Annotated in this window: 9 protein-coding genes; 2 read left to right on the plus strand and 7 right to left on the minus strand. The window is 51.3% G+C overall.

The window, feature by feature from the left end:
* Window positions 1–271: 271 nt before the first annotated feature.
* A complete protein-coding gene (gene rne, locus AB7038_RS02945) occupies window positions 272–3436 on the plus strand; it encodes a ribonuclease E (RefSeq protein WP_369452722.1) in 3165 nt (1054 codons plus the stop codon).
* 109 nt (window positions 3437–3545) lie between these two features.
* On the opposite strand, the gene tmaR is transcribed toward rne, so the two are convergent.
* Entirely contained in the window at window positions 3546–3872 is a 327-nt protein-coding gene (gene tmaR / locus AB7038_RS02950) for a PTS system regulator TmaR (protein WP_015422834.1), read from the minus strand.
* 277 nt (window positions 3873–4149) lie between these two features.
* Here tmaR and sbcB point away from each other — a divergent pair, with 277 nt between their 5' ends.
* A complete protein-coding gene (sbcB, locus tag AB7038_RS02955) occupies window positions 4150–5568 on the plus strand; it encodes an exodeoxyribonuclease I (RefSeq protein ID WP_369452723.1) in 1419 nt (472 codons plus the stop codon).
* Window positions 5569–5608: 40 nt separating this feature from the next.
* Here the strand turns inward: sbcB and AB7038_RS02960 are convergent, their stop codons facing one another.
* The 6 genes from AB7038_RS02960 to AB7038_RS02985 all read right to left on the minus strand — a co-directional run bounded on the left by AB7038_RS02960 (window position 5609) and on the right by AB7038_RS02985 (window position 13752).
* Window positions 5609–5905, minus strand: coding sequence for a hypothetical protein (locus tag AB7038_RS02960; protein WP_247709340.1), 297 nt, complete (start codon window positions 5903–5905; stop codon window positions 5609–5611).
* Between the two features lie 57 nt (window positions 5906–5962).
* Window positions 5963–7708 carry a D-lactate dehydrogenase gene (dld, locus tag AB7038_RS02965; RefSeq protein WP_369452724.1) on the minus strand — a complete coding sequence of 582 codons (1746 nt, stop codon included), beginning with the start codon at window positions 7706–7708 and terminating at the stop codon, window positions 5963–5965.
* A gap of 112 nt (window positions 7709–7820) precedes the next feature.
* Window positions 7821–8606: a sulfite exporter TauE/SafE family protein gene (locus AB7038_RS02970; RefSeq protein WP_024473441.1), complete on the minus strand. Its 786-nt coding sequence runs from the start codon at window positions 8604–8606 to the stop codon at window positions 7821–7823.
* Between the two features lie 123 nt (window positions 8607–8729).
* The gene (locus AB7038_RS02975; RefSeq protein ID WP_004240658.1) at window positions 8730–10109 is read right to left on the minus strand and encodes an APC family permease; all 1380 of its coding nucleotides are present in this window, start codon (window positions 10107–10109) and stop codon (window positions 8730–8732) included.
* 582 nt (window positions 10110–10691) lie between these two features.
* Window positions 10692–12656 (minus strand): ligand-gated channel protein, encoded by a 1965-nt coding sequence (locus AB7038_RS02980; protein WP_369452725.1) that lies wholly within the window; start codon window positions 12654–12656, stop codon window positions 10692–10694.
* Between the two features lie 277 nt (window positions 12657–12933).
* Window positions 12934–13752 (minus strand): ABC transporter ATP-binding protein, encoded by an 819-nt coding sequence (locus AB7038_RS02985; protein ID WP_072870430.1) that lies wholly within the window; start codon window positions 13750–13752, stop codon window positions 12934–12936.

The raw sequence follows: 13752 nt of genomic DNA on the forward strand, positions 1-13752 counted from the left end.
CAACGCAGCAATGGCGTAAGACGTTATTTCCGGTCAGATAATCAGCGGGCTGCGGGTTGCAGCTTACCGGGCCGGTATCGCGTATAAACGTGATTTTCAGCCGGCAACGGGGATTCAGACAAGACTGAACCTCACCGACACAATTTGCACCTCTATACGATCGACAGCCGTGAGGCTGACGGTGCGGTAAAAGCCACGAGGTCATCGGTTCCGGTAGCAACGAAATTGCCCGCAGCGCACTAATTAAATGAAAAAAATTGAGTAACTTATAATGAAAAGAATGTTAATCAACGCAACTCAGCAGGAAGAGTTGCGTGTTGCCCTTGTCGACGGGCAGCGCTTGTATGATCTGGATATCGAAAGCCCCGGTCACGAACAAAAAAAAGCAAACATCTATAAAGGGAAAATCACCCGTATTGAACCGAGTTTAGAAGCTGCTTTTGTTGACTATGGCGCAGAGCGTCACGGTTTCCTTCCCGTCAAAGAAATTGCCCGCGAGTATTTCCCTGCTAATTACCACGCTTCCGGCCGCCCGAATATCAAAGATGTCCTGAGAGAAGGTCAGGAAGTCATTGTACAGGTGGACAAAGAAGAGCGCGGTAATAAAGGCGCGGCACTCACCACCTTTATCAGTCTGGCCGGCAGCTATCTGGTTCTGATGCCGAATAACCCGCGTGCCGGGGGGATCTCCCGCCGTATCGAAGGGGATGACCGCACCGAGCTGAAAGAAGCCCTGTCTGCCCTGGATATCCCGGATGGTATGGGTCTGATTGTCCGCACCGCCGGTGTCGGTAAATCGGCCGATGCCCTGCGCTGGGATCTCGAGTACCGTATCAAGCACTGGGAAGCCATCAAAAAAGTTGCTGAAGGCCGCCCTGCTCCGTTCCTGATCCATCAGGAAAGTAATGTTATCGTCCGTGCGTTCCGTGATTACCTGCGCCCGGACATCGGTGAAATCCTCATCGATAACCCGAAAATTCTGGAACTGGCACGCAAGCACATCACCGCTATCGGCCGTGCGGATTTTGCCAGCAAAATCAAACTGTACCAGGGCGAAGTACCGCTGTTCAGTCACTATCAGATTGAGTCGCAGATTGAATCCGCTTTCCAGCGCGAAGTCCGTCTGCCGTCCGGCGGTGCGATTGTTATCGACACTACCGAAGCCCTGACCGCTATCGATATCAACTCCTCCCGCTCAACGCGCGGCGGTGATATTGAAGAAACCGCTTTTAACACCAACCTGGAAGCGGCGGATGAAATCGCCCGTCAGCTGCGTCTGCGTGACCTCGGCGGCCTGATCGTTATCGACTTTATCGATATGACCCCGGTCCGTCATCAGCGCGAAGTGGAAAACCGCATGCGCGAGGCTGTCCGTCAGGATCGCGCCCGTATCCAGATTGGCCGCATTTCCCGCTTTGGTCTGCTGGAGATGTCCCGTCAGCGTCTGAGCCCGTCACTGGGTGAATCAAGCCATCATGTGTGTCCGCGATGCAGCGGTACCGGAACTGTGCGTGATAACGAATCGCTGGCGCTCTCCATTCTGCGTCTGATTGAAGAAGAAGCGCTGAAAGAGAACACCCATCAGGTACATGCGATTGTACCGGTACCGGTCGCCTCTTATCTGCTGAACGAAAAACGCCAGGCTGTCAGTGCGATTGAAGCACGTCAGGCCGGTGTCAGCGTGATTATCGTGCCGAACAACCAGATGGAAACCCCGCACTTCCGTGTGGTCCGTGTCCGTAAAGGTGATGAAATCGGTACCCTGAGCTACCGCCTGCCGGAGAAATACGAAGCGGAATCCGCTGCCGGTGAAGAAGAGGAAACTCAGGAACGCCGTGCACCGGAACAACCGGCTATCAATGCCTTTGCTATCACCTCCGATGCACCGGTACCGGCACAGACTGCCGCTACCCGCAAACCGGAAAGCAAACGCGATAACCGTCAGGACAAGCAGGCACCTGCGGCTTCTGAAGGTGGATTCTTCAGCCGTCTCATCAAAAAACTGTTCGGCTCCGCACCTGCTGTACCGGAAGAAACTGAACAGAAAGAGAAAAAACAGACTAACGACAACAACCGCCGCGGCGGGAATGATCGTAACAAGCAGCGCCGTAACCGCCGTGACCGTAATGATCGCAACGGCGAACGTACCGAGCGTGGTGACCGCCCTGAGCGCAGCGAGCGCAGTGATAACGAATCGCGCAACAAACGCGATCGCGATACTGTGAATGAGCCGCGTAAAGGCCGTAACCAGAATACACCGAACGAAGATCTGACACCGGAAGAGCTGGCCGCCCGCGAAGCACAGCAGCAGTTACGCCGTGAACAGCGTGCAGAGCGTCAGCGCCGCCGCCAGGACGAAAAACGTGTACAGCAGGATGCGAAAAAACTGCGTGCCCAGCAGGAAGATCAGGATGCACTGAACAGTGACGGCAATACGGAAGATGATGATGCACCGGCACCGGTTCGTCAGCGCCGTACCCGCCGCCAGCTGAACGGTTCTGTCCGTATCACTGATGGTGAAACACAGACTAAACCGGCTGTTGCAGCACCGGTTCCGGTTGTTATCGATAATGCACCAGTGGCAGTTCCTGCGGATACCGACGTACCGGCAGCGGCTGAAAACAATGGTGATGAGGCACACAGCGATAACATCCTGCCGCGCCGCTCCCGCCGTTCACCGCGTCATCTGCGTGTGAGTGGTCAGCGCCGCCGCCGTTACCGTGAAGACCGTCAGCTGACACAGTCTCCGGTTCCGCTGGAAATGGCTGTATTCTCCCCTGAACTGGCTTCCGGTAAAGTGTGGATCCAGTATCCGGTTGTGACACCTGCTGCACAGGCAGAACAGGAAATCGCAGCTGAGACACCGGAAGTCACCGAAACAACCGCCGTGATGACAGAAACCGCTGTTGTTGCTCAGGTGATGGCTGAAACTACAGAAACCACTGTTGTGGCAGAACAGTTCTCTCTGACTGTCGCGTCTGAAGCGCCTCAGACCACAGCGCCGGAAGAAACACCGGTTGCGGATACGGTCACTGAATCTGTACCGGCAGAAGAGCCTGTACAGGAAACCGCTGACGTTATCGCTGATGAGCCTGTTGTGACTGACGTGATTGTTACTGAGCCTGTTGCTGTCACAGAACCTGTTGCACCGGTTGTTGTTGCAGAACCGGCAGTGATTGCAGAGCCTGAACCGGTTGTTGTAACTGAACCTGTTACTGCACCGGTTGCGGCTCCGGTGACTGCAACAACTGTCGTTGCTGCCGGCCGTCATGCTTATTCACCGATGACCAAAGCCCCTGCTCCGGCAACTACCGGTGAAGCCTTTGTTATCACCGAATATCAGCGTGAAGCCCGCGAAGCCTATGCGCTGCACGGTGCAGGCGGTCATGCGGCCACTAATCATGCTGCATCAGAGCCGTCAAAAACCCTGCTCTGATAATCCGCACTAAACTGAAAATGGCTCCCCCGGGAGCCATTTTTTTATCTTTTCCATAAAAAAAACCGCGAATACACGATTCACGGTTTCTGCTGTTCAGTGTATACGATTACTTAATATCTTTGATATCGCCCATCGCTTTGAGTTCTCTGGAGATTTCACGGCGCTCTTTTGACAGATCCGCATTCTTGATAATGTACTCATCCACACGATCTTCGTAGTCACTGCGCATATTGGCAATGATAGCCTGGATATCTTCAATGGACATACCCGGCTTGATGTATTCACTCAGGTTATCAAGCAGCAGTACACGTTTCTGGTTATCACGAATTTTCTTTTCGTTGTCAGTTATTTCACGCAGTATTTTGTTTTTACGGCGAAACATACGAACGAACTCCAGGACATTGTGAAAGGAAGGCTTGGTTGTGTTGTCCATTATTCTACCCTTAGTCATATCTGAAATGTGATTCATTAAACAATACAGGTTAACCATGACTGCCGACAAGCAATTCCGCCGGTTTTCTGCGGTTTTCTTTAGTGTAGCGTATTTCTGAGCGGAATTGTTTCAGCAGATGCAAATTCCGCACAAAATCCCGTTATTTCCTGCTGAAACCCTGCTGTCCCTGTCTCCGGAACATTCACCGGCGAAATTGGTATTTTTTCCCCGATTTGCTACCCTGTAGCCCATCATTTATCAGAAAACGGGCCATACGGTGTCTTCAGCACAATTTTTCTTTCACGATTACGAAACCTTCGGACAGGATCCTGCCGGTGACCGCCCGGCGCAGTTTGCCGGTGTCCGCACGGACAGTGAGTTCAATATTATCGCCGACCCGGTGATCGCCTACTGCGCCCCGGCGGATGACTATCTGCCGCAGCCTGCTGCAGTGATGATAACCGGGATCACGCCGCAGGAAGCATTGCAGAAAGGGGTTAATGAGGCACAGTTTGCTAAGCTGATTCATGACACCTTTACACAGCCGGACACCTGTATTCTCGGCTATAACAGCATTCGTTTTGATGATGAAGTCACCCGTAATATTTTCTACCGGAATTTTTACGACCCGTATGCCTACAGCTGGATGAACCGCAATTCCCGCTGGGATCTGATCGATATCACCCGTGCCTGCTATGCGCTGCGTCCGGACGGCATAAACTGGCCGGAAAATGACGAGGGACTGCCGAGCTTTAAACTGGAGCATCTGACCGCTGCCAACGGTATCGCCCACGAAAATGCTCATGATGCGATGGCTGACGTATACGCCACTATCGCCATGGCAAAACAACTGCGGGGTGCACAGCCGCGTCTGTTCGATTATTTCTTCAGTCTGCGTGATAAGCGCAAACTCGCGGCACTGATTGATATTCCGTCCATGAAACCACTGGTGCATGTCTCCGGAATGTTCGGGGCTGTCCGCGCCAATACCAGCCTGGTGGCTCCGCTGGCATGGCATCCGGATAACCGCAATGCCGTGATTATGTGTGACCTCGCCGGTGACCTGACCCCGCTGCTGACACTGGATGCAGATACACTGCGCGAACACCTGTACACCCGCCGTGATGAGCTGCCGGAAGGCGCATCTCCGGTACCGCTCAAACTGGTACATATCAATAAATGTCCGATCCTGGCACCGGAAAATACCCTGCGCCCTCAGGATGCACAGCGAATCGGACTGGATAAAGACCTCTGTGCCCGTAATGCAGAACTGCTGCATCAGCATCCGGAGATCCGCGAGAAAGTCGTGGCGATGTTCGCACAACCGCGTGAGTTTCCGCCGCAGAATGATGTGGATCGCATGATTTATCAGGGTTTTTTCAGTGATTCAGATAAAGCGGCCATGACAATTATCCGCGAAACAGATCCGAAAAATCTGCCGGCACTGGCGCTGAGCTATCAGGATGCCCGCCTGCCGGAGTTACTGTTCCGCTACCGTGCCCGGAATTTCCCCGGCACACTGGATGAACAGGAGCAGCAGCGCTGGCTTGCCCATCGCCGTGAGGTCTTTAATCAGGATAATTTAACCCGTTATTTTGAGCAGATTGGTGAAATGATGCAGGAATATCAGCATGATGCGAATAAGACAGAATTACTGAAGAAGCTGGTACAGTACGCGCAGCACCTGGCGCAATAATCAGAACAGACCGCCGGGAGGGAGACTCCCGGCGGTGAAATCATCCCGCTTTATTCGTGGTATAGAATACCCGGCACAGGGATTCCCTGTACTTCGGACAAACAGAGACCAGCCGTGTGCGGCTCTCTGTATCCCGCCCCAGCTCTTTCAGCACCCCTTTGGTGATCAGCGAATCCGCACTGCTGTGCTTAATACCGATACTGACATTTTCATCACGGGCATTCAGGATATACACAATCAGCGCCCGCTCATCCGTGCTGAGGTTATGCAGCACCTCTGCTTTATGGCACTTGACCTGAACCGCTTTGCCGAAGGCATTTTTGAGTCTTTTAAACATAATCATCAATAAACAGGGAGAAAAGCTGATTATAATAAAATTAATCCCTTATTAACATTACTGATTATACTTTCCGCAGCCACATCCTTCGTGCCCTTCCCCCCAATATTTTAACTTACTGGTTTTGCCCAGTCCCGGGTTCAGAGTATTGGTCGGATCGGTGGCTTTATAGAAGGCTTTCAGCTGGGGTTTGGCTTTATACAGATGACCGACATTGTGCTCTGCCGGATATTCCGCCCCGCGCGTGTTCAGGATTTCAAGCATTTCCTCTTTCAGCGCATGCGGATCCACGCCTTTCTTCACAATATAGTCCTGATGGAAAACGTGGCATAAAAAATGTCCGTAGTAGAGTTTATGCACCAGTTTGCTCTCAATTTCCGGCGGCAGGACTTCCAGCCACGCCTGATCATTACGGCGCAGTGCAATATCCAGTGCGAGGATATCCTCCACTTTGCTGCTGTTGACTGCGTGATAGCGGATGGCGGCACCGGCGGCCACAAAGCGGTGCAGGAAAGCATCCGCCCCCTCTTTGGCATCACACTCAAAGAAAGCACCTTCTGCATTGTCAAAGAAACTGCTCAGCCAGTTGCGGGCTTCATCAATCCCCTCTCCGGCCATTTTCAGCATCAGGTGATGCTCATATTTATCGCGGTACTCCTCCATCCGGCGCGGCAGATGGTTTGGCCATAAATGGCTTAATAACTGCATGGTGCGGTCAATCAGGTTTTTCGGCAGCAGCGGAATTTTATTGAAGATGGCATCCATCCGTCCTTTGATGGTGAACAGTTTCGGCATTTTTTCGGTGCCGAGCTTGTCGATCGTCAGGAAACTGTCTTTACCGTACACTTTTGCGATGTCATAACATTCGCGGTGCATATATTCACCGGCCACCGGCAGATGCTCAAACTCCGCAAGAATATGACGGCGGATGTCTTCCAGCACCGAAGGCGTATTGGTGCCGATATAGAAAACTTTGCTCTCTCCCTGAGACGGGAAGGTATCAAGGCGCACCGCAAACACCACCAGCTTACCGGCACAGCCGGAGGCTTCAAACAGGCGGCGTTCGTCGGCGTTGAAACGGGACGGGGTGTCCGCATCCACATCACGGATACGCTGATGATAATCATGATCAGAGGCCGGCTTATCCGTGTCCTCAATATCCGCATCCTGATACTGCCGGTATTCCAGACAATTCAGAATCTCTTCCGGGGTTGAACCCAAATCAATCCCCAGATGGTTGACCAGCTCTGCGGTACCGTCCGCATTAACGCGGCCGTACAGCGCCAGTTCCGTATAAGCAGGACCGCGCTGCACCAGCGAACCGCCGGAGTTATTACAAATCCCGCCGACCACCGATGCCCCGATACAGGAAGAACCAATGACGGAATGCGGCTCACGGCCCAGCGGTTTCAGCACTTTTTCCAGATGCCACAGGGTGCTGCCCGGCAGTGCCACCACCTGCTGCTGTTTTGTCAGTACCTGAATTTTATCCAGACGCAGCGTGCTGATAATGATAATTTCGCGGTCATAATCATCCCCGCTCGGGGTGGAGCCTTCAGTCAGGCCGGTATTAGCCGCCTGCATGATCACAATTCTGTTGGCTTCAACAGCGGCTTTAAACACCTGCCACAGTTCATACAGCGTGCCCGGGAACACCACCGCCAGCGCGCTGCCTTCTCCGGAACGGAAGCCTTTGCGGTATCGCTCCGTCTTACGCGGCTCTGTTAAAATGTGTTTGTGACTGACAATATCTGTCAGTGCCTGAATAAGACGTGCGCCGTCAGGTTGCTGATTGTTGATCATACTTTACCCCGATTCAGATTACTTATTGTTCATTAAGTAATTATGCCTCTTATTTTATTTATAATACAAATACTATTTTTAACAAATTTAACAGATTAACCACGAATCCGGCTTATCTGAACAGGTTGATCAGCAGCGTCACCATCATAATCCCGACTGTCAGGATCAGGATTTTACGGACAATTTCTCCGTTGGTGCGGATAGCATGCTGGCTGCCGAGGTGATTCCCGAGCAGACTGGCGGCGATCATCGGGATACTGAGCAGGAACGCGATATGCCCGGCCATAATAAAGGCGACCAGTCCGCCAACATTTGATGCCAGGTTAAAGATTTTCGAGGTGGCGGACGATTTCAGTAAATCCAGGTTATTGATCAGAAACAGACAAATAATAAAGATACTGCCGGTACCCGGCCCGAAAAAGCCGTCATAGAAACCGACAATAAAGCAGGTGAAAAAGACCAGCCATACGGATTTGCGCACGGCGCTGCCCTGTTGCGCACCACCCAGTTTGCCTTTAAAAAAGGCGGCCAGCAGGCCGATCGGCAGCATACAGATAATAATATAGGTAATCGTTTCAGACGGCAGATATATAATCGCTTTCGCGCCCACCCAGGCCCCGAAGAATGATGAAATAATCCCGGCCGGAATTATCTGCCAGTAAACCGATTTGTTTTTGATGAAATTAGAAATGGCCGCCAGCGTACCGACAGAACTCACTAATTTTTCCTGTCCCAGCGCCATATGCGGGGGCAAACCGGTCAGCATAAAGGCCGGGATCAGAATCAGCCCTGCGCCGCCGGCAATGGAATCAATATATCCGGCCACAAAAGAGGCGATGACCAGCAGTGCCAGTCCCGCATAAAAATAGTCTGCCATCAGACTGTGCTCAATATACATCTGCATCCCTTAATTATTATCATTTTCTATATTTTCAGCGGGTTACTATACGCGATTACACATAAAAAAACGGCGCACAGAATCAAACTGTGCGCCGTTTTCACGACATAACTGCTTAAAGACTTACTGTTCCGGCATCTGCGGCATCGGACGGCGGAAGCGGCGGGTCAGCCATAACATATAGATCAGACCCAGTGCACCCCAGCTCAGTCCTAATTCCATCGATTTCGCATCGAGGTTGAACCAGAGCACGGTCACTGTCGCAGCACCGATAATCGGCAGCAGCAGATAGTTGATCTGGTCGCCCAGCGTCTTGTTGCGGCGCTCGCGGATATAGAATTGTGAAATCACAGACAGGTTAACGAAGGTGAACGCCACCAGTGCGCCGAAGTTAATCAGTGCGGTCGCGGTAACCAGATCAAACCAGACTGCACTCAGCGCCAGCACACCCACCAGCAGCACGTTCAGTGCCGGGGTACGCCATTTCGGATGCACGTAACCGAAGAATTTCTCCGGGAACACGCCGTCACGGCCCATAACATACATCAGACGGGATACCCCTGCCTGTGCCGCCATACCGGAAGCCAGTACGGTCACGCAGGAGAACACCAGAATGATGGACTGGAAGAAGGCACCGGCCACCATGTACATAATTTCAGGCTGTGACTCTTCCGGATTGTTGAAACGGGACACATCCGGGAAATAGAGCTGCAGGAAATAAGACACCGCGATAAAGATCAGACCACCAATCAGTGCGGTCAGGAAAATCGCTTTCGGGATCACTTTCCCGGCATTCGGTGTTTCTTCTGACAGTGAGCTGATACCGTCAAATCCTAAGAAGGAGAAGCACAGTATGGTCGCCCCGCTTATCATCGGGATCAGTTCCGCATCAATGGAGGCAAACGGACGGAAGGAGAGCAGCGTACCCGCCCCTTCACCCGCAGACACACCACGGACCAGCAGACCGACAAACACAATCATCACGGCAACCTGTACCAGTACAATCCCGGTATTGAGGTTTGCCACGACATTGATGCCGCGCAGATTAAATAATGTCATCAGGAAAACCAGACCCGCAACGAAGATCCATGGCGGACAGTCAGGGAAGATTGCCTGAAGATAAATTTTTGCCAGCAGAATGTTGATCATCGGCATGAACAGGTAGTCCAGCAGCGATGACCAGCCAACCATAAAGCCGATATGCGGACTCATGGATTTCTGGGCATAAGTATACGCCGAGCCTGCGGACGGGAACCGTTTAACCAGTTTTCCGTAACTCAGCGCAGTAAAAAGAATGGCTGTCAGTGCGATAGCATAAGAGGTCGCAACATGACCGCTGGTAATTTCGGACACAATCCCGAACGTATCAAAGATGGTCATCGGCTGCAGGTACGCAAGCCCCATCATGACAACCTGAACGAGGGTAAGTGTTTTTGCGAGTTGTACGCGGTTATTGGCAGCTGTACGGTTCAGGCCAATATCAAGGGTAGTATTATGCGACATGAGCGAATCCTCCCGTAACACCGACAATCATACTGATACTACTATCAGATGGCGTGTTACCGGGAAGACTTCGCATCTGCCTGTAGGCAGTGAAGTAAGAAGGGGTTTGGAGTGCTGAGCAGGAGCGCCGTGCTCCGTAGTCGTCGTTGCAGCAGCCAGCGCCGATTGGCACAGGTGCAAAAGTGAAAAATTGCGCCATTTATCGCATCCTCATACCGGTGTTTATCGTCCGGTGTAATTCAGTAAACAGTTATCCGGCCTATCGGCCCCTTTTTTTGTCGGTGACAATATTTTAGTGCAAAAAAAAAACCGATGCGTATAAATGCATCAGTTATTTTTTTGGATGGCGCATTCTGCACCCCTCAGTCATAAATTTCAAGCTTTGTTCGCCCTGATCCGGTAATTTTTTTACATACCGCTTTACCGGCAGAATTTCCGTGATGAAACTTTGAATATTTATAGCTGAAACGTTAAAAAATCCGGCTGATCGTGTATTTCTCAGTCACTCTGCCTGTCATAAAAAAACACGGCGCCCGGAAAAGGACGCCGCGTTTCGACACATAATAATGAATGATGTTTACATCAGAAGTTATAATTCAGGCCGATGTTGTAACGACGACCATCGAGTGTGGCACCGTAGTTTTCATTATTAATACGGCGATCCAGCACGTTATACACCCCAGCCACAAAGTTCAGGTCTTTATTCAGCTGATAACTGCCGCCGATATCCACCGTGGCATAAGAGCCGGTTCCTGTTGCCATATTGGTGCGGGACAGATAATCAGACGTTTTGCCGCGGAAGTTAATCCGGCTCCAGGTTTTGATATCCTGCGTGGTATCCCAGTTCAGTGTGGCGTTAGCCATATGTTTCGGCATTTTGTTCAGTGCTTTGCCTTTGAAAGCACCACTCTTCTGCTCGGAATCGGTGAAGGTATAGTTCGCGGACAGATCCACAGACTCGACAATCTGCCAGTTCATAATCGCTTCCACACCGCGCATATTGGCTTTATCGACGTTGATACGATCACTAATGAAATCGTAATCTCTGTTATCCGGATCTTTTTCCGTACAGATAATATTGGTTCCTGTACCGCAGCGGCGTATTTCGGTGATCTTATCTTTAAAGTCAGTGTTAAAGACCGTCAGGCTCATATTGAGGTTATCCTGATTGTTCCACAGCACACTGATCTCTTCGGTGACACTTTTCTCCGGTTTCAGATCAGGGTTACCGAAAATAACACCGTTCAGACTACCGCCGCCGGTTACCTGACCCCATGAAGCCGTTGCCTGACGCAGATCCGGTGAGCGGTAACCGGTGGAAACACCCCCTTTCACTGTCCAGCTCTCATCCAGATGCCATACGCCGTAAACACGCGGCGTCCAGTGCGTACCGAAGTTTTCATCCTTATCCATACGCAGACCGCCGGTCAGGGTGAAATCATTGGTCAGCGCCCAGTCATCCTCTGCGAACAGTGCCCAGCTGTAGCGATCGAGTTTATTGCCGGCTAATTTATTGCCCTGATCTTTCAGCTCTTCGAAACGGTACTGACCGCCGAAGCTCAGCATATGGTCGCCGAGCGGCATAACAGTCTGATTACGGGCGATGGTATCGTAATATTCCATATTACGGCCCGGGTTTTTGGTTTCATTACGCTGAACATAGCTGTTCATGCTGCCCCAGTCATAGTTACCGTCATGGGTAATCGCATACTGCGACATTTCATACTTACTGAAGCTGCTTTCTTTACTGCGCGCTGAGGCACTTTTCCCGAGACGGGAATCACGATGCTGATTATCTTTTTTGAAATCAAAATCGATGCTGTTCTGCTCATCCGGCGTTAATGTCAGTGTACCGCCGCCGCTGGTCATGATCTGGCGGTTAAAGCCATTCGCAAAGTTATCTTCCCCGCGATGAGAATACTGGCCGTTCACTTTCATGCTCAGCAGATTATCCACCAGCGGACCGGCGGCGAAGAAGCTGCCCTGCCCGGTGTTACCGCTGTCTTTGCTTTCTGTGATAGTGGCATCGGTACGGACACTTGCGTGCCACTCACCCTGCGCTTTCCGCGTGATAATATTGATAACCCCGCCCATGGCATCCGAACCATACAGTGACGACATCGGCCCGCGCACCACTTCAATGCGGTCAATCGCAGTCAGCGGCGGCAACCATCCCTGTTCAATACCGGAGTTATCACTATTAGGGCGCGTTTCGCGGCTGGCGACCCGTTTCCCGTCCACGAGGATCATAGTGTATTTCGGGTCCATCCCGCGGATACTGATATCAGAAGAACTGCCGCCGCCGGTAACCACAACGCCCGGCACATCTTTCAGGGCATCTGTCACATCACGGTAGGCTTTATCTTCCAGCTGTTCGCGTGAAACAACGGAGATAGTCGCCGCAGCATCCTCAATTTTCTGCTGGAAGCCGGATGCGGTGGTAACCACAATCACGTCTTCTTTATTTGCAGCCTGAGCAGCCATCACCTGAGCGGCGAGTGCTGCCATAACACATACCGCCACTTTTCGTTTTGAAAAAATAACCATTCTTTTGATTCTCCAAGAGATAATATATTTATGGACAATCGACATTCGCTCTCAGGGATTTATATCCCTTTTTTTAAATAATAATGACCCTGCCATTGCAGGCATCCGCCATTATTTTATTATTACCTTTTATAAGGCTATTTTTTATAAGTTATAACTATACAGAAAACAATGTGTTATCAGCGCATAAAAATGTATGCGGTATGCAGATAATCACCCTCTGCGGAAATATATTCCGCAGAGAATAAAAAAGAATATGTAATATAAACCGGTTTAATTATGCCAGTGTCGCAACCGCGCGCGGCACCAGACCATCAATCACAACATGCGGTACAGACTGTGAGCAGTGCTCAATACGGCCGCGCACACCATAAACGGTTGCCAGGCTGTCCGGCGTAATAACCGCTTCCGGGTCACCTTCCGCAATTAAATTTCCGTCTTTCAGCATTAATATATGATCGCCGTGACGCAGTGCGATATTAATATCGTGCACAACCACCACAGTAATAATATTCCGGCGCTGAGTTTCACGGCGCACCAAATCCATTACGTGATACTGATAATTTAAATCCAGCGCACTTAACGGCTCATCCAGTAATAACAGAGTCGGCTGACGGATTAATGATTGCGCCAGCCCGACTAATTGTTTCTGACCGCCGGATAACTGATCCAGATAATTCAGCGCCAGATGTTCAATTCCTAATTGTGACAGCAGAGACATCACTTCCTGCTCACTGTCGCGGTCAGAAACGCCGCCGGATGCCCGTTGTGCAACAATCACGGATTCCAGCACATGCAGGTGTACTCCTGCAGGCAGTGTCTGCGGCAGATAAACCACCTGCTTTGCACGTTCGGCAAAATTCATCCGCGTCAGGTCATGACCGTCGAGCAGTAACTGCCCCTCCGCCTTGTTCAGCCCGGCCAGGGAGCGCAGCAGGGTCGATTTCCCGCTGCCGTTCGGCCCGAGCAGCACGGTGATTTTACCGCGCGGCAGAGGTTCAACATTCAGGTCTTCAATGATTTTCCGTTTCGGATAACCGGCATTGAAGTGTTTAATCTCTAACCCGCTCTGAGCAGACATTGCATTCAAGTCCAT

This window comes from Morganella morganii, from assembly GCF_041099235.1.
GTDB classification, from domain to species: domain Bacteria; phylum Pseudomonadota; class Gammaproteobacteria; order Enterobacterales; family Enterobacteriaceae; genus Morganella; species Morganella morganii_E.